The organism is Paracoccus sp. SSJ, from assembly GCF_030234105.1.
Classification (GTDB): domain Bacteria; phylum Pseudomonadota; class Alphaproteobacteria; order Rhodobacterales; family Rhodobacteraceae; genus Paracoccus; species Paracoccus denitrificans.
The window spans coordinates 1-22,863 of record NZ_JASSPE010000021.1 but is presented as its reverse complement, the minus strand read 5'-3'; the positions used below and the strand labels follow the sequence as shown (position 1 = coordinate 22,863).

Below are 22,863 nucleotides of genomic sequence, written 5' to 3'. Positions count from 1 at the left end.
GTGCCGCCAACCCTGTTCCGATCAAGAGCCGATTTCATCATGACCGCGCAAGCCGATCTTGCGGCCGATTCCTGCCTGACCCCCGAGCAAAGCCGCGCCCTTCGGCGCAAGCCGGCGCAATGCGTGCGCCACGGCTTCGTGCAGGCGTTGCCCTTCATCCTGGTGCTTCTGCCCTTTGGCATGCTGTTCGGCGTGGTGGCCACGGATGCGGGGCTGGACCTGCCGCAGATCCTGGGATTTACCGTTCTGGTGCTGGCCGGGGCATCGCAGTTCACCGCCGTGCAGTTGATGACGGATCACGCGCCGGCGCTGGTGGTCATCGTCTCGGCCATCGCGGTCAATTTGCGCATGGCGATGTATTCGGCCTCGCTGGTGCCCTGGCTGGGCAGGGCAAGGCCGCGCGATAGGGCCTGGATCGCCTATGTGCTGGTCGACCAGAGCTATGCGCTGGCGATCCAGCATTATGAAAAGCATCCCCGGCTGAGCCTTGAACAGCGCATCGGCTATTTCCTGGGCGCGGTGCTGGCCACCTGCCCGATCTGGCTGGTGGCGACACTGCTGGGCGTCTGGCTGGGCCAGGCCATCCCAGAGGACTGGGCGCTGGATTTCGCCATGCCGATCACCTTCCTGGCGCTGATCGCGCCGATGCTGCGCAGCCCGGCGCATCTCGCGGCGGCGCTGGTGGCGGTGGTGGGGTCGCTGGTCTTTGCCTTCCTGCCCTCGGGGCTGGGACTGTTCGTGGCCGCGCCCCTGGCCATGCTGACCGGCGCCGGGGTCGAAGTGCTGATGGAACGCAGAAACGGAGCTCGCCTGTGACCGGCTATAGCGATGCGACGATCTGGCTGATCATCCTGACCGTGGCGCTGGGAACCTATGGGCTGCGCTGGTCCTTTCTCGGCGTCTTCGGCAGCCGGCCGATGCCGCTTTGGGCGCAGCGGCTGTTGCGCTATACGGCGGTGGGGGTGCTGCCGGCCATCGTGGCGCCGCTGGTGGTCTGGCCGGCGGCCACGCATGGCCAGCCCGATCCGGCGCGGATGATCGCGGCGGCGGTGGCCGTGGCGGTGGGGGTGGCGACGCGCAACGTGCTGGCGGCCATCCTCAGCGGGATGGCCACGCTTTACGCGGCGCTTTACCTCATCACGTGAAGCTGGCCGTCGCGGCCATAGCCGGTGATAGAGCCGCTTTTCTGGCGCAGCAGCACGTCGTGGTTGTTGGCCGGGTCGCCGTCCATGTGCCGGCGCGAGGTCACGCCCGGCAGGGTCAGGAACCATTCGCGCAGCTTGAGCACCGAGAACCCGGTCGGCGCGCCCTCGAAGCCCGGCACGCGGCTCAGCGCCTTGCCGGTGTTGACGGCGCAGAAGCTCTTGTTCGAGGCGCCCTGCCGCTCGACCGAGCGAATCGCGGCATCGGCGACGGACAGCGGCACCCGCACCGTGTCCTCGGCCACCCAGTAGGTCGAGCGCGCGTGGTAGTCGATGTAGAAGTTCCTGAAGTTCGGCGTGATGCCGTAAAGCACGTCGTGCCGCTCGGGGATCGCCGGATGTTCCCAGCTGCCGGCCGGGTCGTAGATCACCCGCTGGCTGCCGTTGATCATCAGCGCGGAATGCCCGCCCTCGCCGCGAGGGATGCCGATGACGCTGAACAGCGTGATCGAGGGCGGCTCGTCCGAGACATAGCGCGCGCGGCGGATCGCCTCGTCGCTGGCCCATTTGTTGTCGGCACCGCAGGCCGCAAGCGCGGCCGGCAGCGCCAGCGCAAGGAAGGCACGCCTTTGCATCTTTGGTCTTTCCCCGGTCAGGATCAGGAGTTGGCCAGGGCCAGGAACACCAGCACGGCTATGGAAAGGATGCTGACCCAGGTCGCGCCCTTGATGAAGCCGGCAAAGGTCGCCTGCTGATGACGGATGTCCATTTCGCCGTGCTTGTGATCGGTGATTTCGTGATGCGAGGCCATGATCCTGTCCGTAAACGATGCGATGCGTCGGGCGCAGGGATAACCCAAGGCGGCGGCCGTGTCACGCCCCCCAAAGCACCGCGCCGGTCTCGGTCTTGCCCACCGGCCACACCTGGCCGGTCGCGCGCAGGTGGTTGACATGCCCGACCGCCTCGGCCAGCGCGAGGCCGAATTCCGGCTTGGCGATCTGACGGCGATACAGCAGCGGGAAGCAGCCGACGGTGCTGAGCGGTTCCTGCCGCAACCCCTCCAGCATCCGCTCCAGCGCGGCGCGCTGGTTGGTGGCCAGCTGGCGCAGCCGGGTCGGCAGGCCGCGATAGGGCAGCTTGTGCCCGGGCAGGACCAGTTGTTCGGGCCGGGCGTATTCCGCCAGCCGGTCGCAGCTTTCCAGCCAATCGCCGACGGTATCGGCCTCGGGCTCGGTCGGATAGACACCGAGATTGGGCGAGATCGTCGCCAGCATCTGGTCGCCGCCGATCACCAGGTCGTCGTCCAGCGACCACAGCGTGACATGTTCCGGCGCGTGGCCATGGCCCATGCGCACGACCCAGCGCCGCCCGCCGAACGTCACCTGTTGGCCCTCGGACAGCCGGCGATAGCCGGGCGGCAGCGGCGCGCAGACATCGGCGCTGTTGAAGGGACGCTCGTGGCTGCGCTCGTCCAGCAGCTCGGGCGGCATGCCGGCCTGGCGCCAGAAGGCGACGGCCTGCGGCGTCGGGCGTTCCTGCACGTCGAGAATGCCCATCCGCGCCATCAGCCAGGACGCGCGCGAGGTCCAAAGCTCGGCCCCCTGCGCCTGGAACCAGCCGGCCAGGCCGATATGGTCGATGTGGTGATGGGTGGCGATCAGCCGGACGACCGGGGCGCCGGCCAGCGGCCCTTGCAGGATGCCCTGCCAGATGGCTCGGGTGCGGCGGGTGTCCAGGCCGGTATCCACAACCGTCCAGCCATCCGCGTCGCGAAAGGCATAGGCGTTGACCGTATCGGGCTTGAAGGGCAGGGGAAGCTGGAACCAGAACACGCCGGGGGCGATCTCATGCGCCTCGCCCTCGGCCGGGGGGTTATGTGCTTCGCTGCGTATCACCCGGCCATTTGACCCAGCAGCACCGCATCGTCAAGCGCCTCCAGATCGGCCAGGCCGGCGCGGGCGGCGACCAGGTCGGCGGCGAATTGCGGCAGGATGCGGGTGATGTAGAGCCGCGCCAGCGCCTTGCTGCCGCCGCCGGTCGCGGCGCGCAGGTGGTAATGCGCGCCCAGCACCCGGGCAAAGGCGGCAAGATAGGGCACGGCCCCGGCAAAGCGGTCGGGCATGTCCTGCTCCAGCAGCTCCTGCGTGGCCTCGCGCAGCGTCTCGGCCGCCTGCCAGAGCTGGTTGGCCAGTTCCGGCTCGGCCGATTGCGCGGCCTTGGCGCCGTCCAGCACCTCGTCCAGCAGCGCCATGGCCGCCGCCCCGCCATCGGCCAGCTTGCGGCCGACAAGATCCATGGCCTGGATGCCGTTCGTGCCCTCGTAGATCGCGGTGATGCGCACGTCGCGCAGATACTGGGCGGCGCCGGTTTCCTCGATATAGCCCATGCCGCCATGCACCTGCACGGCGGTATCGGCGACGCGGATGCCGACATCGGTGCCATGCGCCTTGGCGATGGGCGTCAGGAAGGCGGCGCGCGCGGCCCATTCCTCCGACCCGGTGGCCCGTGCCATGTCCAGCGCCACCGCGCAGCCCAGGCAGATGGCGCGGGCGGCAAAAACCTCGGCCCGCGATTCGGCCAGCATCCGGCGCACGTCGGGGTGGCGGATGATCGGGCCCATCTGCACGCGCTCGGCGGCATAGGCCACGGCCTGCTGCAACGCCGCCTCGGCCTGGGCCACGCCCTGCACGCCGACGCCAAGCCGCGCCGCGTTCATCATGGTGAACATGGCGGCCATGCCCTTGTGCTCCTCGCCCACGAGCCAGCCCTTCGCGCCCTCGAAGCTCATGACGCAGGTCGGGCTGCCGTGGATGCCCAGCTTGTGCTCCAGGCTGACGACGCGCAGGTCGTTGGCGATGCCGGGCCTGCCGGCCTCGTCGGGGATGAACTTCGGCACCATGAACAGGCTGATGCCGCGGGTGCCCGCGGCCCCGTCGGGCAGGCGCGCCAGCACCAGGTGGCAGACGTTCTCGGTCACGTCGCTGTCGCCCCAGGTGATGAAGATCTTCTGCCCGGTGACGCGATAGCTGCCGTCCTCGGCCCGTTCGGCCTTGGTGGTCAGCGCACCCACGTCCGAGCCGGCCTGCGGCTCGGTCAGGTTCATGGTGCCCGACCATTCGCCCGAGATCAGCTTGGGCAGGTAGAGCGCCTTGAGTTCGTCGCTGCCGTGATGCTCCAGCGCCTCGATCTGGCCCTGGGTCAGGAGCGGGTTCAGTTGCAGCGCCAGGCAGCCCGAGGCGATCATCTCGTTGACCGCCATGTTCAGCGCCTGCGGCAGGCCCATGCCGCCATGTTCGGGATCGGCGGCGATGCCGATCCAGCCGCCCTCGGCCAGCGCGCGAAACGCCTGGGCATAGCCGGGGGATGAGCGGAGCTTGCCGTTTTCCAGCCGCGCGGGCGTCAGGTCGCCGGCGCGGTTCGCCGGGGCGATGACCTCGGTCGCCAGCTTGCCGGCCTCGGCCAGGACGGCGGTCATGGTCTCGGCCGTCGCCTCGGCAAAGCGTGCGGTGCCGGACAGTTCTGGAAACGAAACGATCCGGTTCAGGATGAACGCGATCTGATCAACCGGGGCTTGATAGGCCATCCGCACTCTCTCTCCCTGTGGCGCCTTGGCAAATCCCGCTGTGGCGCGTAACTGATGCCTTGGGTTTCGATCATATTTGCCGGCCCGCGTCCATCAACCACAACCCGACGTAACGAATGCAGACGCTGATCCTTGGCCACGACCCCCGGGGCGTGCGCACCGCCGCCAAGCTGCTGGCGCAGGGCAAGCCGGTCGCCATCCCGACCGAAACGGTCTACGGGCTGGCCGGCGACGCCCGCAATCCCCGCGCCGTCGCGCGCATCTATGAGGCCAAGGGCCGGCCCAGCTTCAACCCGCTGATCGTGCATGTCCCCGATCTGGCGGCGGCCGGGCGCATCGCGGACTTCGACGATGCCGCGCTGGCACTGGCGCGGGCCTTCTGGCCCGGTGCGCTGACGCTGGTGCTGCCGCTGCGGCCGGACGCCGGCATCGCCTCGCTGGTGACGGCGGGGCTGGACACGGTGGCGATCCGCGTGCCGGCGCATCCGGCGGCGCAAGAGGTGCTGCGCGTCTTCGGCGGGCCGCTGGCGGCGCCCTCGGCCAACCCATCGGGGCGGATCAGTCCGACCACGGCCGCCCATGCCGCCGACCCCGAGACCGGGCTGGGCGGGCGCATCGCGGCGGTGCTCGATGCGGGCGCCTGTCCGGTCGGCGTGGAATCGACCATCGTCGGCTGGTTGGATGGCCAGCCTGCGCTGCTGCGCCCCGGCGGCGTCGCGGCCGAGGCGATCGAGGCGGTGCTGGGCCGGCCGCTGGCCCGGTCCGAGGCCGATCCCGACGCGCCGACCGCACCGGGGCAGCTGACCAGCCATTACGCGCCGCGTGCCAGCCTGCGGCTGAACGCCGATGCCGCCCGGCCGGGCGAGGTGCTGATCGGCTTTGGTCCCGTCGCGGGCGAGATGACGCTGAGCGAAACGGGCGACCTGACCGAAGCCGCGGCGCGGCTGTTCGACCTGCTGCACCGCGCCGATGCCGAGGGGCGGCCCATCGCCGTCGCGCCGGTGCCCGAGCGGGGGCTGGGGGCTGCGATCAACGACCGGCTGCGCCGTGCCGCCGCGCCGCGCTAGGCGTCAGGCGTGGCCCGCATCGGGCGACAGCATCAGGGGGTCGATGCCCAGCGATTTCAGTGCCGCCCGCCATTTGCCGGCATCTTCGGCGCCGAATATGATCTCGTCGCCGCGGTCCGAGGTCAGCCAGCCATTTTCGCGGATCTCCGAATCGAGCTGCCCCGGACCCCAGCCAGCATAGCCGAGCGCCAGCATGGCCGGCTGCGGACCCAGGCCGCGCGCGAAATCCTCGAGAATGTCGCGGGTGGTGGACATGGCCAGGTCGTCGGTGATGCGCATCCGGTTCTCGTCCAGCTCGATCTCGCGGGGGGCGCGGTGCAGCACGAATCCCCGCCCCGGCTCGACCGGGCCGCCGAAGCGGACGGGGATGTCCAGCGCATTCGCGCCGGCCTGGATGCCAAGCTGGGCGAGCAGGTCGGAAAAGCCGATCTCGGGCAGCGGCCGGTTGACCACCAGCCCCATGGCCCCGTCCTCGGAATGGGCGCAGATCAGGATCACGGACTGCTCGAAGCGAGGGTCGCGCATGCCCGGCATGGCGATCAGCATCTTGCCGGTCAGGTTGCTCGACTGGTCCATGATCTGCTCCGTCCTTTTCCTTAAAGATCGGTCCTTCCGGCTGTTTTCGCAAGGGATTGCCGCTAATGTGACTTCACGGCCGGGGGGCAGGACGACTAGAACGGCGCCATGAAGACCCTTGCCCTGCTTTTCATCACCGCCGCGCCGGCCCTGGCGCAGGATCTGCCGCCCGGATTGCTGTCGGCCGAATTGCTGCCCGGCTGGACCACCTCCCAGGGCCACCGGATGACCGCGCTGCACTTGCGGCTGGAACCGGGCTGGAAGACCTATTGGCGCAGCCCCGGCGATGCCGGCGTGCCGCCGCGCTTCGACTGGGGCGGCTCGCAGAACCTGGGCGAGGTGCGGCTGATGTGGCCGCGGCCCGAGGTGATCGAATCGGGCGGCGAGCGCACGCTGGGCTATCACGATGAACTGGTGCTGCCGATCGAGATCGCCCCAGCCAGCCACGCCGCGCCGGTCGAGCCCAGGGCGGTGGTCGATTTCGGCATCTGCCAGGACATCTGCGTGCCGGTGCGGGTGGAATTGCAGGCCGGTCCCCCCGGCCCGATGCCCGATCCGGTGATCGAGGCGGCCATCGCCCGCCAGCCCGAGACTTCGGACCGCCAGCCCGAATGCCGCATTGCCCGGATCAGGGACGGCATGCAGGTGACCGCCACCCTGCCTGCGGCGGACAGCGCCCGCGGCGACGAGGTGGCGATGGAGCTTGCCGATGACGAGATCTGGGTCTCGGCCCCCGAAACGCATGCGGCGGGGAACCGGCTGACCGCGCAGGCGGAATTCGTCGCGGCCTCGGGCCAGCCCTTTCCGCTGGACCCCGGATCGCTGCGCGTGACGCTGATCGGCCCCGACGACGCGGTCGAGTTCCAGGGCTGCCGCGTGGCGGGGGACTAGCCCTCCAGCCGCGCCGACAGCGACAGAAGGTCGGCCCAGGCTTCGCGCTTGGCCAGCGGCGTGCGCAGCAGATAGGCCGGATGCGCCATGGGCAGCGCCGGCAGGCCGAAGGCCGTGGTCCACTTGCCGCGCAGTTTCAGGATGCCTTGCTGGTTCAGCGCCGCGATGCAGGGCGTGTTGCCCATCAGCACCAGCAGTTGCGGCTGCGCCAGTTCGACATGCCGGGTCAGGAAAGGCAGCATCATCGCGATCTCGGCCGGCTCGGGGCGGCGGTTGCCGGGGGGGCGCCAGGTCAGCACGTTGGTGATATAGAGCGCGCGTTCCGCATCCACCGCCTCGCGCGACAGGCCGATGGCGCCGAACATCTGGTCCAGAAGCTGGCCCGCCCGGCCGACGAAGGGGCGGCCCTGCCGGTCCTCTTCCTCGCCCGGGGCCTCGCCGATGATCATGATCCGCGCCGCCGGATTGCCGTCGCAGAAACAGAAATTGCGCGCGCCCTTCTTCAGCTCGATACCGTCGAAGGCTTCCTGGGCGGCGGCCAGTTCGGCCAGCGTGGTTGCGGCGGTTGCCATGGCCTCGGCGCGGGCGACCAGGTCCTCGGCCTCATCCCGAACCGGGCTGCGCGGGTTTGCGGCCTGCGGGGCGGCGGTCGCCGGGGCAGGGGAGGGCTCGGCACGGTCGGGCATGGCATAGCGGTCGAGCGGCGCGTCGAGACAGGGCTCGTCCACGCCCAACTCGGCCTGCCATTGCAAAAGCGCCAGCGCCGTTTCGGCGTCCAGCGCGAATCCCCTGTAGGTCGGATCGGCGGTCATGGCCGCAGGCTAGGCCGCGGCGCGGGCGCGGGCAAGATGCGACGCACGATTGCGATTGCGTGAGCGATGCGAGGCTTTCCCGCGACTGCGCGGCAACCCGGTGCCTTACTGCGATTGCGTCAGCGGCGTGGTGCCGCCGCCCATGCCGACCAGCCGCTGGATCAGCGGCTTGGCCGTCGGCCCGACGCGGTCGCAGGCACCCGGATCGTCCAGAAGCTTGAAGGCCGGCCCGTAATAGCTGCGGTCATAGGCCGAGGCGTCCAGTCCCAGTTTCGCCGCCAGAAGATCGCCGGTGCCGGTGATCAGCGTCCATTCCCCGTCCGTGATCTCGTAATCAGGGCAATTCGAGGTGATGACGTTCACGTTCGCCAGTTCCGCGATCAGCGATTTCGCCTCGGTATCGGACAGGTTCGAGACATCGGGAAGCTTTACGGTGATGCCTCCGTCCGCCAGCGCCGCGCCTGTTCCCAGGACCAACGCGCCGGCCAGAGCCGCGAGTGCCTTCATGGATTGCTCCCTTGCTTGTTCTGGGCCTTCGGTTTCGCGCGCCCATCCCGCCCGATCCGCCCCGCGGGCGCAACCCAATTCGCCGTGAACTTGACGCAGCGGAGGCGCAAGGATACGCGATTGCCAACAGCCAGAAGCATAGAGGATGCCTGCGATGACGACCTATTCCCTGCTGATCCTGCCCGGCGACGGCATCGGCCCCGAGGTCATGGCCGAGGTGCGCAAGGTCATCGGCTGGTTCGAAAAGAGCCGCGGCCTGTCCTTCGACGTCAGCGAGGATCTGGTCGGCGGCGCGGCCTACGACAAATACGGCAAGCCCCTGGCGGACGAGACCATGGCCAAGGCGCAGGCGGTCGATGCGGTGCTGCTGGGCGCCGTCGGCGGGCCGAAATACGACAATCTCGACTTTTCGGTGAAGCCCGAGCGCGGGCTGCTGCGCCTGCGCAAGGAGATGGACCTGTTCGCCAACCTGCGCCCCGCGCAATGCTTCGACGCGCTGGCCGATTTCAGCTCGCTCAAGCGCGAGGTGGTCGCGGGCCTCGACATCCTGATCGTGCGCGAGCTGACCTCGGGCGTCTATTTCGGCGAGCCGCGCGGCATCCATGCCGACGACAACAACCCCGACAACGAGGGCGGCCGCGTCGGCGTGAACACCCAGCGCTATACCAGCGGAGAGATCCGCCGCGTTGCGCGCTCGGCCTTCGAGCTGGCCCGCAAGCGCGGCAACCGCGTCTGTTCGATGGAAAAGGCCAATGTGATGGAATCCGGCATCCTCTGGCGCGAAGAGGTGCAATGGGTGCATGACAACGAATATCCCGATGTCGAGCTGTCGCACATGTATGCCGACAACGGCGCCATGCAGTTGGTGCGCAACCCGCGCCAATTCGACGTGATCGTGACCGACAACCTGTTCGGCGACATCCTGTCGGATGCGGCGGCGATGCTGACCGGCAGCCTGGGCATGCTGCCCTCGGCCAGCCTTGGCGCGCCGATGGCGAACGGCCGGCCCAAGGCGCTTTACGAGCCGGTGCATGGCTCGGCCCCCGACATCGCCGGGCAGGGCAAGGCCAACCCGATCGCCTGCATCCTCAGCTTCGCCATGTGCCTGCGCTATTCCTTCGGCCTGGGTGCCGAGGCCGATCTGCTGGAAAAGGCCGTCGAGAAGGTGCTGGCCGACGGCGTGCGCACCGGCGACCTGATGGGCGCCGAGGGCGGCAAGCCGGTCTCGACCGCCGAGATGGGCGACCACATCGTCGCGGCGCTTTCGGCGCTGTAAGATCCCGGCCGCGCCCGCATCGCCGGGCGCGGCCCAACCTGCAAACCGTCGGGGAGGGGCATGACGGCGGGCAATGTCAAGGGCGCGCTGCTCGCCCTTCTGTCCATGGGGCTCTATTCGACCCATGACGTGATCATCAAGCTTTTGGGCGCGACCTATCCGGCGTTGCAGATCCTGTTCTTCTCGGCGCTTCTGTCCTTTCCGCCGCTGGCGGTGCTGCTTTTGCGCGACCCGACGCATGGCACCTTGCTGCCGCGCAACCCGTTCTGGGTCGGGCTGCGTTCGCTTTGCATCGTCGCCTCGGGGGTCGGCGGCTTTTACGCCTTTTCCGTGCTGCCCTTGGCGCAGGTCTATTCCATCCTCTTCGCCGCGCCGCTGATCGTGACCGTGCTGTCGGTGCCGCTGCTGGGTGAAAAGGTCGGGCTGCACCGCTGGCTGGCGGTCTGCGCCGGGCTTGGCGGCGTGCTGATCGTGCTGCGCCCCGGCGTGACGCCCCTGGGGCTGGGGCATCTGGCGGCGCTGATGGGGGCGACGGCGACCGCGCTTTCGGCCATCGCCGTGCGGCGCCTGGGCCGGTCCGAGCGGACGGTGATCCTGCTGCTGTGGCCGATGATCGGAAATTTCCTGCTGACCGGCGCCTCGCTGGGTTTCGCCTATCGCCCGATGGAGCTGGGCGACCTGGCGCTGACCGGCGTGATCGCGGTGCTGGGCCTTGCGGCGGGCTTCCTGCTGATCCTGGCCTATCAGGCGGGCGAGGCGGCCAATGTCGCGCCGATGCAGTATTCGCAGATGCTCTGGGCGGTTGGCTATGGCTGGTTCCTGTTCGGCGAGCGCCCGGACGGGCCGACGGTGCTGGGCGCGGGGCTGATCATGGCTTCGGGCCTCTACATCCTGATGCGCGAGCGGTTGGGCGCCTCGCGCCTGCGCCCGGCGACGCGGGCGCGCTTTGGCGGCGAGGCGGTGACCGCCCCGCGCTGGAGCCTGTTGCAGCGCCTGCTGCGCGAGCGGCGATGACGCGGTTTTCTGCGCCGGAACTGCAAGATTCCCCCTTGCATTCCGCCGCCCCAGGGGCTACCTGCCCCCTCACGGTCGGAGCGTAGCGCAGCCTGGTAGCGCACCTGCTTCGGGAGCAGGGGGTCGGAGGTTCGAATCCTCTCGCTCCGACCATGTTGGCACTGATAAGAGGCAGATAGTTCTGCCTTTTTGATCACGGAAATTGCCTCTTGAAGAGGCCGGCATTTCCCCAACTAATTGAATTATAATGGAATAATACTGCTCACTCGACGAGTATGCAGATGGGTCGACTGAGTGCTGCTATCGGCGTTAACGGCGGTGCCTAACGATGTGTCGGGGCGGTCAAGCACTCATACTGCCGCGTGTTCGTCTGCTGTGCAGCGTCTTCTATTAAGATCGACGATAAGGGCGGTGAGCAGCCTTCTGGCCGTTCGGCGTAGCGAGTGCAGCATTTCAACGAAGCAGACGCTCGATCTCCATGCAGCGTCACGGCCCAGGATCGACCTGAAGGGCGGGAAGCGGTCATTCGCCGCACATTTTTATAAATTCCGCTCCTGAGTCGTCTGCGGTCCGGCAGGTTCAAGCTGAGGATTTGACGAAGCCGACAATTGTAGGGCGGCACGCACCGTCGCGAGCGGTCCAAGGCGGCAAGCCTTCAAGATAGAGTTCCCTAAACGGTATCCCGCCATCTCGTGCAGACAACAGAGCTGTCGGACATCCGCAGAGGCTTCGGACATGCAGTGCAGGGCGAATTTTCCTAAGACGACCCAGCCAATGCGGCCGTCCATGGTTCACTACCAACCTCTGGACGCCGCCCATGGGCTGTCATGCTTCAAGTTGAATTTCTCCAACAACGCCGCAAAGCTAGCCCGTTGCACAAGCTCCCCCTTCTCTCTACCTTGGGGTGAGCTGCGGGCAGGTTGGCATTTGGGGGACGAGTATGGCTTGGTTTGATGGATTGACGCCGGGAACACCGGCACACAGCATTGCATCTACGGTAAATACGCGGGTTCGCGTCGTCGCTGGCCCCGGCACTGGCAAGTCCTACGCGATGAAGCGCCGTGTCGCGCGGTTGCTTGAATCTGGTGTCGCGCCTGATCTTATCCTCCCCGTGACGTTCACTAGGGTCGCGGCCCAAGATCTGCATCGCGAGTTGGTCGGCATGGGGGTTCCCGGCTGCAACGCGCTGAACGCCCACACCCTGCACAGCCTCGCTTTGCGTATATTGATGAGGAACCACGTTCTCGCCGCAACAGGTCGCATCCCGCGCCCGCTCAACGATTTCGAGACGGAGGCGATGATATACGACCTGATGACGTCGACCCGAAAGAAGAAAGAGATTGCGGCACGTCGTCAGGCATATGAGGCAGCATGGGCACGACTGAACAACCAAGTTCCTGGCTATGCCCCGTCGCCAGAGGATGCTGCATTTCAACATGACCTGCTTGCTTGGCTGCGCTTCCATCAGGCTATGCTGATCGGGGAGGTCATACCGGAAGTCTACCGCTACTTGTCGGCCAATCCGGGCGCACCTGAGCGCGCTGAGTTCAATCATATTCTGGTCGACGAGTTTCAAGACCTAAACAAGGCAGAGCAGGCAATCATCGAACTGCTATCCAATGCAGCCGACGTCTGCATCGTAGGCGATGATGACCAGTCGATCTACAGCTTCAAGCACGCCCATCCAGACGGCATCCGCGACTGGTTGGTTGTGAACGCCGGTGCAGACGATCTGAGCTTGGTGAATTGCCAGCGGTGCCCTACCCGCATCGTTGACATGGCGAATGCACTGATTGCGCACAACGTCCATCGTCCTGTGCCACGACCCCTCGTGTCCATTCCCGCGAAAGGTCCGGGCAACGTGAGCATTCTGCAATTCCCGAACCTTGACCGAGAGGTTGTGGGCGTTGTCACCAGAATTCAGCAGATGATTGCCGCAGGTACACCGGCTGGCGACATTCTTGTTCTTGCGCAAAGCCGTGCCGTTGGAACGCCGATTTACGAAGCATTGCTTGCAGGTGGCGTTCCCGCCCGATCAGAATACACCGAATCGGAGCTGGAAAATGAGGACGCACAGCGTGCTTTCGCGTTGCTCAAACTGTTCGCAAACCAAGATGACCGGGTTGCCCTGCGCTGGCTCGTCGGCAAGGACGGCCATAATTTCCACGCGGCAGGCTATCGGCGTGTCAGAGATCATTGCGAAGCAAACGGGCTGTCTCCGTGGCAGGTGTTCAGCCAATTGAGTGCGGGTGTCCTTGGCTTGCCTCACACCAAGCCAATCGTGACAGCCTTCAATGCGCTTCTGGCCGATCTGAATGCACTAGCGGCACTGCCTGATTTGGCTGCGGTGGTCGACACACTATTTCCGGCGGGGCAAGCAGCAACACGCGAGCTGCGAGAGATCGCAGTCGGATTGATCACGGCTGACCCAACGATGGATGCGCCGTCACTGGTCAGGGAATTGATTGCCGCGATCACACAGCCAGAAATCCCGACTGACATTCAAGAAGTCCGCATCATGAGCCTGCATAAGAGCAAGGGTCTAAGTTCACCAGTCACGATCATCGCGGGTTGTGTAAACGGGCTACTGCCGAGAGCGCCCAAAGGGCCACTCACACCAATAGAACAGCAGCACTACGATGAAGAACAGCGCAGGCTCTTTTTCGTCGGCATCACGCGGGTGAAGGCCGACCCCACCAACGGAAAACCGGGAACGCTGATTCTGACCTACTCTCAAGAAATGCCTCTGGCGAGCGCCATGAATGCCGGAATCGCACCTGCCTACGTGAACTATGGAACGGCGGTGCTACAAGCGAGCCGATTCATTGCCGACATGGCGCCCGCGGCTCCTGCACCGGTATTCGTGCCATAGACGAGCTTTACCTAGCATGGTTGCAGTTTCCACCATCGCTTTGCGCAGTTCAGATTGGATAACTCAAAGGGCAGGAGGAACGCGAGATGATCTTCATGCCCGAGAAATGGGAGAAGCCCACGCCAGACGAAATGTTGAGCTATTTGGATCGACCGACGGCGACAAAAGGAAAGCCTACTGGCAGCATCCTTGTTTTCCGCAAGCACCTTTCGCCGCTAGCCGTCTACAAGTATCTCGTCGCACGATTTGGCCCGCCATATGGCTTCCAGACCTTTGCGAAGAAGCAGGGTGACAGCGACAACCTGATCCATTGGGACTACTTGATCAAAGCCGGGTCGAACATGCTCTGGATTCAAGGTGGCAATCGAGACGTCCATGTTCACGTCGCAGGCAAGATCATGAAGCCGAAGGACTGGGTGCAATTCGCGAACGCGCTGAAAGGCGACTTTGCACGGCGCGGTTCAGAGATGGCCGAAGCCGCCGCAACACTGGAGAAGTGGACCCTTGTGTCTAACAGGTTCGCCATGATCGCAGACGCGTGCGCTGGCTTCTACGATGTGCTGACCGACGAGGCGGATGAACCAGACTTCACGCCCCAAAAACGCGCGTCGGAAGCGGGTATCAAGCGGTACTATCGCCAGGTCGAAAAGTTGGGTAAGCGTGCAGATCGTGTGTTTAGTGCGTCACTGTCGCTCGACTTGATGACACCTGTTCTCGCCGAAGCGTTCGTCAACCTCGTGATCTTCCTAATGCGGAAGGACGAATTTAAACGGAATCCGCGGCAGTATGACCAATATATCCGTCAGCAGATTGATACTCGGGTCTTCGACCTACATTTGAAGTGCAACCACTTCACCAGCGGTGTCGATCCTGGCCGAGAGGAATACAAGGCGTTTAAACGAGTGATGGATCGGCGCAACCATCACCTGCATGGAAATATCGACCCTGTAAAAGACGAGATCGAGACGGTTTATTTCGATAAGTTCACCCCACTCTTCGAAAAAGGCGCTGATCCAATACTCGAATTATTCAGGAAGAAGGAATCCGTTTTTGACATTCCGGGCGTCCTGAGCCGCTACCACGACGTGCATTTCTTCTTCCAATACGTTCTCGGACTGATCGAGAAGAAGCCTCGCGCGGAGATCGAGATACTGATGGACGACGGGACAATCGGTTACGACGCCTCCCGAAGCAAGGCGGGGCGCCTTTTCCCCGACCATGAGGTGATGATGGTCATGCAGCTCAATTACGACGACGAATTGAAGGTTGATTGGAAATAATCGAATGGCGCGCGCAAAGCGCACCAAAAATTGCTGGCAAGCGAATGGCCGCTTAGGGCCGGTTCATCACGCAGCACTTGCCGCATCGTTCAGCCTCCGGACGATGGAGATGACTTGCTGCGCGTCGTCTTTGCCGAAGACGCCAACAATCCCCATGGCGTCAATATCGGTGAACGGGCTTTCGTAGAACAGCTTCGGGTCGATCAGCCCGTTCTCGGTCAGGCTATCCAGGATCATGTCAATGAACTCGATCTGATTGGCGGTCAGATTGCGCGAGGACAGGAACTCGCCGAAAGCCTGCTTGGCGGCGGCGCGGTCAACGCCGATGAGTGAGCGCAGGAATTGCCCGATGCCACCATTAGCATGAAGTATGGCGATGGTTTCGGGGTCGGCGACGCCGTTTTCCAGCAGGATCCGTTCCAGTTCGGCGATGTCCTGCGTGGTCAGTTGCTCGCCACGGCGCAGCTTGATCAGCGTGATGTGGTCCTTGTGGTCGTCAATGAAACGCCGTGCCTTCATCTTGAAACGAGCACGGTCGAGACCCGACCCGAGTTCGGGCAGATCCATGGCTTGGCCCACGCCGATCTCGTCCTCGAAATCGGTGATGACCACTTTCCGGGTTTTCGCCTCGATCAGCTCGGCCAGCATCCGCAGGCGGCGACGCAGGATCTCCAGCATGTCCGCCGTGATGTCCTGCCAATAGCCATCGGTCTGGACCTCAAGGATCAGCTCCATCTCGCGCGCGACTAGCGGGACATTGGCAAGCCCTTCGAGCGACGAGGCGAAATCCCTGATGCGGCTCTGCGCGCGGGCAAAAGCCGGATCGCCCCGCAGCAGGAACAGTTGCGTCGAGAGGATCAACAGGTCGAACTGCTTGGCGGGCAGGTTGTCGTCGCGAAAGGCCGTGGGCAGCCCGGCCAGTTCATCGGCCAGCGCCGTCCGCGCCTCAAGGTCGATCACCTGCCAGTTCGCCCGATTTTGGAACCGCTCCACCGCCTTGCGATGGGGACGCACCACGAAATTGTCGGGTTTCATGCCCACCACCTCGTCGAACAGCCGGTCCTTGATCGCCGCCGACAACTCAGCGTGATCCGCTTCCACCAATTCCCCCAGCAGATCCAGCCGCGCCCGGAACAGCCGTTCGCCGATGGGCGCGGCGATACCGGGTTCGGCCCGGTCGGGATTCACGCCAAAAAACTCCAGGTTCTGGCAATAGTCGAAGATCAGGAACTCCTCCTTGTCCTGCCCCGGCCCGAACAGGTCACGCCGGGTGCGGGTGCCGCGACCGACCATCTGCCAGAACTTGGTCTTGGAGCGCACCGGCTTGAAGAAGACTAGGTTCACCACCTCGGGCACATCGATGCCGGTGTCCAGCATGTCGACCGAGACCGCGATATGCGGCCCCTTCTCGGGGTCCGAGAAATCGTCGATCAAGCTTTGCGCATAGGGGATCGAATAGTCGATCTGTCGCGCGAAATGTCCGGCCAGGTGAGGATAATTCGCGTCGAACCTTTCAACGATGAATTGCGCATGCTTGCTGGACTTGGCGAAGATGATCGTCTTGCCGATGCGATCACCGCCGGCAACTTTGATGCCCTCGGTCATCAACTGCCGCAGCACCTTGTCCACGGTGTCGATGTTGAATAGCCATTTGTTGATGTCGCCGGCCTCGACCCGGTCGGGAGGCTCGCCCCCCTCGTCATCCCATTCCAGCGCGTCCCATTCCTCTTTTTCTTCCTCGGAGAGCTGGTCGTAGGAAATGCCTTGGCGCTGGAACTTCAGCGGGACCGAAACCGCGCGGGGCGGGACCAGAAACCCGTCATTGATCGCGTCCTCAAGGTCATAGGCATCTGTCGGCACGCCGCGCTCAAGCTGGAACAGCGAATAGGTGTCGCGGTCGATCTCGTCGCGCGGTGTCGCGGTCAGCCCGACCAGCATGGCGTCGAAATAGTCAAAGATCGCGCGATATTTGCGATAGACCGAGCGGTGCGCCTCGTCGATCACGATCAGGTCGAAATGGCCGGGGCCGAAACGGCGCTGGCCGTCCTGGATGTCGTCGATCAGCCCCATCATCGTCGGATAGGTGGACAGTAGCACCCGCGCGGCCTTCTGGTCGTTGCGCACCGGGTCGTGGCGTTCCAGCAGATTGGCGACCGGGGTGGCGGGCAGATGCGCCTTGAATGCACCATGCGCCTGTTTCACCAGCGCGATCCGGTCGGCCAGAAACAGCACCCGCCGCACCATATTCGCCCGCATCAACTGGTCGATCAGCGCGATTACCGTCCGCGTCTTGCCCGAGCCGGTGGCCATGACCAGCAGCGCCTTGCGCGTGCGATCCTTCTCGAACGCCTCTCCGGTGCGGCGGATGGCGCGGATCTGATAGGGGCGCTCGACGATAGCCTGATCCACCGGCACCTGATCCAAGGGCTTGACGGTCGCACGGCGCTGGATCAGCAATTCCAGCTCGTCGCGTTTCAGGAACCCGCTGACCGGACGCGGCGGATAATGCAGGTCGTCCCAGATCCAATGATCGTAACCATTGGTGCAAAAGATCACCGGGCGGCGGCCATGGGCAGCTTCGAGGCAATCGGCATAAAGCTTGGCCTGCTGCTGGCCGATGATCGCGTCCTTCTTGGTGCGCTTGGCCTCGATCACCGCCAGCGGCTTGCCGTCCGCTCCCCACAGAACGTAATCGACGAAACCCTGACCGCTGGCGTTCGGCATGCCCTGTACGGGATATTCGCGGTCGCGGGGCTGATCCAGCGGCCAGCCTGCCTCGGCTAGCAGCAGGTCGATATAGCGGTCGCGGGTTCCGGCCTCGTCATAGTCATGCGGGTCGGGAACCTTCTGATTCTCGCGGCGGGCGGCCAGAACCTCGGTACGCAGGCGGGCCAGTTCCTCTTCCAGCGCGGCGCGGCCTTCCTCGGTCTGGCGGCGGGCTTCCTCGGCCTCGGCGATGCGTTTCTGCGCTTCGGCATAGCGGTCGGACAGCGCCTTGATCTCCTGCACCGTGGTGGCGGTGATGGTCAGGGTCTTTTCCAGCCGCGCGGGATCGAATTGCAGCGCGGGAGCGGGCTTTTCGCCCTTGGCATAGGTGCGCGCGATCCAATAGCAGATATGGAACAGCTCGCGCACGGCACCGATGGCCGCGCCTTCGCTGATCGGCTTGCGGCTGTCATGGGCGGCGCGATTGCCAAGTTCGCGGACGAAATGCGCCTTGGTTACGATCAGCGGGCCGGTCAGCGCCGCAAGGCTGGGCTCCGCCAGCATCGCGGCGAGGGTTTCGTTATAGGTCCGCCGCAGCGAAGGATCGCGGGCGTAAAGCCATTTGACCGCGGTTTCCAGCGTCAGCCGCGCCCAGAAACAGGCCCCGCGCGGATCCGACAGCGCCGCCCTTTCCGCCTTGCGGGCGTTTTCGAACAGCGCCGGAAATTCGGCTTCGAGGAAAGCGAACTGGCTCAAGTCAGGCCCCTGCGGGTCAGGATCGGGCGGAAACGGTCAGGCGGATTTTCGCCCATCTTTGCCGGTCGGATGCGCGGCGGCAAGGTCTATTCATGCGGGCCGAAGGGGCTGCGTTGCCCGGTCGAGGCAAGAGCGGCGGGGAGATCAGAGTTCGCCCCGAAAGGTGCGGTGCTGGAGGGAGGCGAAGAGAGAGGAGGCTTGCTCAACTGCCCTGACATGCCGCTCTCGCGCAAGCGAAAGCTCATGCATTCTATCCGAATAAGCTTGTTGAAGGTCTTTCGGCGGCACCGGAACATTCAGCGCCATCAAGGATTTTTGGTAGATCGCAAAGACACTGGTCGTGCCAGACTTGATTGCCCCGAGAACAGTCTGACCCTTCCGAGTTCGCAAGAACATGTCGAGGAAATCGGCAGTCATGTCCCCGTAAAATCGAAGACGGAGAATATTGTTGTTAAATATTCCAGGAAAAGGCGCACGAACTACCGCCGTCTTTCCGACTAGTTCGCGGGAATTTCTGGTATTGAAAAGAAAATCGCCTGACCGAAGGGCATATTTGCATAGATCGCTTTGGCTGGCATCTACACGCCTGAGATTTTCGAGGCTCAGGCTGCCATCTATCCCAATCGCATCCATTCTGAGATATTCGACGGGTTTTCCATCATCCATTTCCTTTGCACCCCGGACAGCGCCGATTTGTGCGTCTGCAATCAGCGCTTCGAGGCGTTGAAGCGGCCAAGGACCATAGTCATCATGGAATGCCCCAAACATCTCCTGAAAAATCGCCTGTCCGAGGGTGTTCAGCTTTTCAAGGGCGCGGGCGCGGAGGCGGCGGAGCGCGTCCGCCTGATCCAGTATCCCCGCAATCCGCTTCTGCTCGGGAAGGGGTGGAAGCGGGATTCTTAATGCGGCCGCCTGTTGAATGTTTAAGTTGGATATGTTGGTTGTTTGCCGCGCACACTTCCGAAGATTGGCCTGAACCTCATCTGTAGTGAGCCAGTGATAGAGGTATCTAGGTGACACCTTTTCCGGGTTTGCCCGCAATAAGGAAACAAAACCCCCGGCGGTGGTCGGCCACGGAAGTTCTGGAATCCACGACGCCTTTCCTACAAGGTTCCAACTATTTGCTGTAGAAAGGATGATGTCTCCCGGTTTGGTGAGCTTCTCATCAGATTTCACGAAGTTCCGTGACACCGCCCAAACGTCGGATAGGTCAAGATCGGCCTGAACATTTTTTGTTCGAAGGCAGGCAACGCTGCCGTCAGTTCCAAGTTCAACAATATCATCGGGTTTGAATGTTATCCCGCGAATAAATGTAGCAACGTCCCCAAGCTGCACGGGCTTCATCCCAGCATCCCCTCCAGCCGGTCCAGCCCTGCGGCGATCTCGGATTCGATCTCGCGCAATTCGGCGATGATCTCGGACGGCGCGGCGTGATGCACCTCCTCATGCGCGATTTCCTTGTAGCGGTTCAGCGACAGATCCCATGTCCCCGTCGCCTGAATATCCGCCAGAGACACCATGAAGCTTTGCGCGGTGCGGGGGCGGTCACCCTCAGGCCCCAGGTTTTGCCAGCGCGCCAGAATATCGGGCAGGTTGTTTTTCGCGTGATCCTCGGGGCCCATCACCTGACCGGGGGCAAGGCCCAGTTTGGCGTCCTCCAGCAGCGGCGTGCGCTTGTCGTCCAGCGAAAACCCGTCCGCCGCCATGTCATAGAACCAGACGTCCTCCGTGCCGCCGACGCCGGTTTTCGTGAACAGGACAATCGCGCAGGACACGCCCGCATAGGGGCGGAACACGCCCGAGGGCAGTTTGATGATCGCCTGCAATTTATGGTCCTGCACCAGCATCCGGCGGATGTCCTTATGCGCGGTCGATGAGCCGAACAGTACCCCGTCCGGCACGATCACCGCCGCCCGCCCGCCGGTCCGCAGCAGGCGCAGGAACAGGGCCAGAAACAGCAATTCGGTCTTTTTCGTCTTGACGCTCTTCAGCAGGTCCTTGGCCGTGGTGTCGTAGTCCAGCGACCCGGCAAAGGGCGGGTTGGCCAGGATCAGCGAATAGGCGCCCGCATCCTCGCCATGTTCCTCGGCCAGTGAATCGCGATAGCTGACATCGGCGTTTTCGACCCCGTGCAGCACCATGTTCATCGCGCCGATGCGCAGCATGGTGGCATCAAAATCAAAGCCGTGGAACATGCGGTTGTGGAAATGCGCGCGCGCGTCCGTGTTGCGCAGCATCTGCGGATGGTGGTCGCGCAGATATTCGCCGGCCGCGACCAGAAAGCCGCAGGTGCCGGCCGCCGGGTCGCAGATCGTGTCGGTGGGCTGCGGCGCCATCAGGTGGACCATCAACTGGATGATATGGCGCGGCGTGCGGAACTGGCCATTCTGCCCGGCGCTGGCGATCTTGCCCAGCATGTATTCATAGACGTCGCCCTTGGTATCGCGGTCGTCCATGGGGATGTCGTCCAGCATCTGTACGACCTTGGCCAGCAGGTTGGGGTTCGAGAACCCCAGCCGCGCGTCCTTCATATGGGTGCCGTAAGAGGAACCCGCCTCGCCCAGGGCGCGCAGGAAGGGGAAGACGTGTTCGTCCACGATGCGCATCATCTCGCGCGCCTCGAAATTCCTGAAGCGCGACCAGCGGAGGTTGTCATAGGGTTCACCCTTGGGATCACGCCCTTCGGGGAAGATGCGGCGCTCCATCGGCGTGCCCAGCATCTCGGCCTTGCTTTCCTCGACCGTGTGCAAGTCGTCGAGCCGCTTGATGAACATGAGAAATGTCAGCTGCTCGATGACCGAAAGCGGGTTCGAGACACCGCCCGACCAGAAGGCGTTCCATATCTGGTCGATTTGGTTGCGGATCGGTCCTGTCAGCATCACTTGTCCCACGGATTATAGCTTTGGGCGGACAGTAGAAGTTGGCGGGCGGATGCTCAACCGACTCTGGTCGGTCAATGTCCCCGATACGACCACAAGACAGGTCGGCGCTATCATGTTCCTGCGGATACAGGGGGGCAAGCCAGTCATTCACGCCAGGGTCGAACCGGTCATACCGGAGCGATGATGATGAAGATCGAACGACACCAGCCTGACAGTCACGAGCTGAATGACTGGGCTCTGTACGGTTCGAAGGATCCCGAAATCGCCTGGTTGGTGGACCGTCTTGCGCTGGATCGCGGCTTGCGCGTGCGCGAAATCAAGGCCCTCACCCTGCAAGCGCTAAAGGATCGCACCGCCCTGGAGGAAGCACGACAGCAGCCATGATGGCGCATACTCTTTACAGTATGAGCGTTTTGTAAAGAGTGGGTCGGGCCAGCACCGGCAATCGCAGGAGAAAGCCATATGTCCCGACAGCGCCCCGACAGGCATTTTGTCAAGAGTGACGACTCGGAGCCGGTGGATGCGCATCTGCGTCGCCGAGACTACCTGACCCCAGACGAGGTCAAGCGCCTGCTGGCGGCTGCCAGGTCCGGTCGGCACGCCGCGCGCGACCATCTCATGCTGCTGCTGATCTACCGGCACGGGCTGCGGGTCAGCGAGTTGATCGCCCTGCGGCGAACGGATCTCGATCTGACCTCGGGCCAGCTCTGGGTGCAGCGGCTGAAGCGTGGCCTCTCGACCAGCCAGCCGCTGGCAGGGGATGAGCTTCGGGCATTGCGTCGGCATCTGGCCGGGCGCCACGACGCGCTCCCCTGGCTGTTCCTGTCCGAGCGCGGCCAGCCGCTGACGCGACAAGCGGTGAATTATCTACTGACCCGCATCGCGGCACGGGCCGGGCTCGGCGCGGTGCATCCGCATATGCTGCGCCATTCCTGCGGGCACGCCCTGGCCCATGCCGGGCGCGACCTGCGGCTGATCCAGGACTATCTCGGCCATCGCGATCCCCGGCATACCGCCCGCTATACCCGCACGGCGGCAGTGCGGTTTCAGAATATCTGGCGCTGACCGGCAGAGAGGAACGGTGATATCAAGTGATCGTTGGCCTTGCGTCAAGGATACACCACCCTTCTGCGACGGTGTTCCTGAATGTCGCAGAGCATGGTACGCTGCCCCCATGGAAAGCGACCGCGCCCAAGCAACCGATAGCGACTCTTTGCCCACCAAGGCGGGGCTTTCGGAACGTGTGCACAAGATCCAGGAGCAGGCCGCACGGATGGGTTTTCAATCGAGTCCTCCGGACATCGTCCAAGCAGACAAGGCCTTCATGGACGACATGTGGGGCGAGAGCTGATAGCTCCGGTGCCGGTGCAGCCTGAGGTGGTGCCGGTTTCTGAGACAGGGGCATAAGGTGGATCGACCGATGAAAAGGACGATCCAGCATGAAGACACGCAGACGGTTTACGGCCGAGTTCAAGGCCAAGGTCGCGCTTGAGGCGATC

The 22,863-nt window shown here is 64.1% G+C and carries 21 protein-coding genes and 1 tRNA gene; 12 read left to right on the top strand and 10 right to left on the bottom strand.

Annotated features, from left to right (window positions below; translation table 11 throughout):
* Positions 1–39: 39 nt before the first annotated feature.
* On the top strand, positions 40–816 hold the full coding sequence (locus QPR87_RS19220; protein ID WP_230998475.1) for an AzlC family ABC transporter permease: 777 nt from the start codon (positions 40–42) through the stop codon (positions 814–816).
* A complete protein-coding gene (locus QPR87_RS19215) occupies positions 813–1,145 on the top strand; it encodes an AzlD domain-containing protein (protein WP_011746777.1) in 333 nt (110 codons plus the stop codon). The genes QPR87_RS19220 and QPR87_RS19215 overlap by 4 nt, the downstream gene beginning before the upstream one ends.
* Here the strand turns inward: QPR87_RS19215 and QPR87_RS19210 are convergent.
* The 4 genes from QPR87_RS19210 to QPR87_RS19195 all read right to left on the bottom strand — a co-directional run bounded on the left by QPR87_RS19210 (position 1,130) and on the right by QPR87_RS19195 (position 4,725).
* A complete protein-coding gene (locus tag QPR87_RS19210) occupies positions 1,130–1,777 on the bottom strand; it encodes a hypothetical protein (RefSeq protein WP_011746778.1) in 648 nt (215 codons plus the stop codon). The genes QPR87_RS19215 and QPR87_RS19210 overlap by 16 nt on opposite strands.
* Before the next feature lie 23 nt (positions 1,778–1,800).
* Positions 1,801–1,953 carry an aa3-type cytochrome c oxidase subunit IV gene (locus tag QPR87_RS19205; RefSeq protein WP_041529744.1) on the bottom strand — a complete coding sequence of 51 codons (153 nt, stop codon included), beginning with the start codon at positions 1,951–1,953 and terminating at the stop codon, positions 1,801–1,803.
* A gap of 61 nt (positions 1,954–2,014) precedes the next feature.
* On the bottom strand, positions 2,015–3,037 hold the full coding sequence (locus tag QPR87_RS19200) for an MBL fold metallo-hydrolase (RefSeq protein ID WP_230998476.1): 1,023 nt from the start codon (positions 3,035–3,037) through the stop codon (positions 2,015–2,017).
* Entirely contained in the window at positions 3,034–4,725 is a 1,692-nt protein-coding gene (locus QPR87_RS19195) for an acyl-CoA dehydrogenase family protein (protein ID WP_011746781.1), read from the bottom strand. Before QPR87_RS19195 ends, QPR87_RS19200 begins: the two co-directional genes overlap by 4 nt.
* 116 nt (positions 4,726–4,841) lie before the next feature.
* Here QPR87_RS19195 and QPR87_RS19190 point away from each other — a divergent pair, with 116 nt between their 5' ends.
* Entirely contained in the window at positions 4,842–5,792 is a 951-nt protein-coding gene (locus QPR87_RS19190) for an L-threonylcarbamoyladenylate synthase (RefSeq protein WP_285050878.1), read from the top strand.
* A 3-nt stretch (positions 5,793–5,795) separates the two neighbouring features.
* Here QPR87_RS19190 and QPR87_RS19185 read toward each other — a convergent pair whose 3' ends face one another.
* Positions 5,796–6,368, bottom strand: coding sequence for a YqgE/AlgH family protein (locus tag QPR87_RS19185; protein ID WP_011746783.1), 573 nt, complete (start codon positions 6,366–6,368; stop codon positions 5,796–5,798).
* Positions 6,369–6,476: 108 nt separating this feature from the next.
* On the opposite strand from QPR87_RS19185, the gene QPR87_RS19180 reads away from it, so the two are divergent.
* Positions 6,477–7,259: a protein-disulfide reductase DsbD domain-containing protein gene (locus tag QPR87_RS19180; RefSeq protein WP_285050876.1), complete on the top strand. Its 783-nt coding sequence runs from the start codon at positions 6,477–6,479 to the stop codon at positions 7,257–7,259.
* Here QPR87_RS19180 and QPR87_RS19175 read toward each other — a convergent pair.
* Positions 7,256–8,071: a uracil-DNA glycosylase gene (locus QPR87_RS19175; protein WP_285050874.1), complete on the bottom strand. Its 816-nt coding sequence runs from the start codon at positions 8,069–8,071 to the stop codon at positions 7,256–7,258. The two genes, QPR87_RS19180 and QPR87_RS19175, sit on opposite strands and share 4 nt — an antisense overlap.
* Positions 8,072–8,176: 105 nt before the next feature.
* Positions 8,177–8,578, bottom strand: a complete 402-nt coding sequence (locus tag QPR87_RS19170; protein WP_011746786.1) for a carbohydrate kinase family protein — start codon at positions 8,576–8,578, stop codon at positions 8,177–8,179.
* Positions 8,579–8,732: 154 nt separating this feature from the next.
* On the opposite strand from QPR87_RS19170, the gene leuB reads away from it, so the two are divergent.
* From leuB to QPR87_RS19145, 5 genes are all read left to right on the top strand, one after another.
* Positions 8,733–9,854 (top strand): 3-isopropylmalate dehydrogenase, encoded by a 1,122-nt coding sequence (gene leuB, locus QPR87_RS19165; protein ID WP_285050871.1) that lies wholly within the window; start codon positions 8,733–8,735, stop codon positions 9,852–9,854.
* Between the two features lie 60 nt (positions 9,855–9,914).
* Positions 9,915–10,868, top strand: a complete 954-nt coding sequence (locus tag QPR87_RS19160; protein WP_230998482.1) for a DMT family transporter — start codon at positions 9,915–9,917, stop codon at positions 10,866–10,868.
* Between the two features lie 76 nt (positions 10,869–10,944).
* Positions 10,945–11,021 (top strand) — tRNA-Pro (locus tag QPR87_RS19155).
* Positions 11,022–11,808: 787 nt separating this feature from the next.
* Complete coding sequence (locus QPR87_RS19150) at positions 11,809–13,740, top strand: UvrD-helicase domain-containing protein (protein ID WP_285050869.1); 1,932 nt, start codon at positions 11,809–11,811, stop codon at positions 13,738–13,740.
* Positions 13,741–13,826: 86 nt separating this feature from the next.
* The gene (locus QPR87_RS19145) at positions 13,827–15,020 is read left to right on the top strand and encodes a hypothetical protein (RefSeq protein WP_285050867.1); all 1,194 of its coding nucleotides are present in this window, start codon (positions 13,827–13,829) and stop codon (positions 15,018–15,020) included.
* Positions 15,021–15,086: 66 nt separating this feature from the next.
* Here QPR87_RS19145 and QPR87_RS19140 read toward each other — a convergent pair whose 3' ends face one another.
* The 3 genes from QPR87_RS19140 to QPR87_RS19130 form a co-directional block, all read right to left on the bottom strand.
* On the bottom strand, positions 15,087–18,482 hold the full coding sequence (locus tag QPR87_RS19140; protein ID WP_285050865.1) for a DEAD/DEAH box helicase family protein: 3,396 nt from the start codon (positions 18,480–18,482) through the stop codon (positions 15,087–15,089).
* A gap of 144 nt (positions 18,483–18,626) precedes the next feature.
* Positions 18,627–19,826, bottom strand: coding sequence for a restriction endonuclease subunit S (locus QPR87_RS19135; protein ID WP_285050863.1), 1,200 nt, complete (start codon positions 19,824–19,826; stop codon positions 18,627–18,629).
* On the bottom strand, positions 19,823–21,361 hold the full coding sequence (locus QPR87_RS19130; protein ID WP_285050861.1) for a type I restriction-modification system subunit M: 1,539 nt from the start codon (positions 21,359–21,361) through the stop codon (positions 19,823–19,825). The genes QPR87_RS19135 and QPR87_RS19130 overlap by 4 nt, the downstream gene beginning before the upstream one ends.
* Before the next feature lie 186 nt (positions 21,362–21,547).
* On the opposite strand from QPR87_RS19130, the gene QPR87_RS19125 reads away from it, so the two are divergent.
* The 3 genes from QPR87_RS19125 to QPR87_RS19115 all read left to right on the top strand — a co-directional run bounded on the left by QPR87_RS19125 (position 21,548) and on the right by QPR87_RS19115 (position 22,715).
* The gene (locus QPR87_RS19125) at positions 21,548–21,748 is read left to right on the top strand and encodes a hypothetical protein (protein WP_285050859.1); all 201 of its coding nucleotides are present in this window, start codon (positions 21,548–21,550) and stop codon (positions 21,746–21,748) included.
* Between the two features lie 78 nt (positions 21,749–21,826).
* The gene (locus QPR87_RS19120; RefSeq protein WP_285050858.1) at positions 21,827–22,429 is read left to right on the top strand and encodes a tyrosine-type recombinase/integrase; all 603 of its coding nucleotides are present in this window, start codon (positions 21,827–21,829) and stop codon (positions 22,427–22,429) included.
* Between the two features lie 109 nt (positions 22,430–22,538).
* On the top strand, positions 22,539–22,715 hold the full coding sequence (locus tag QPR87_RS19115; protein ID WP_158659381.1) for a hypothetical protein: 177 nt from the start codon (positions 22,539–22,541) through the stop codon (positions 22,713–22,715).
* Positions 22,716–22,863 lie beyond the last annotated feature (148 nt).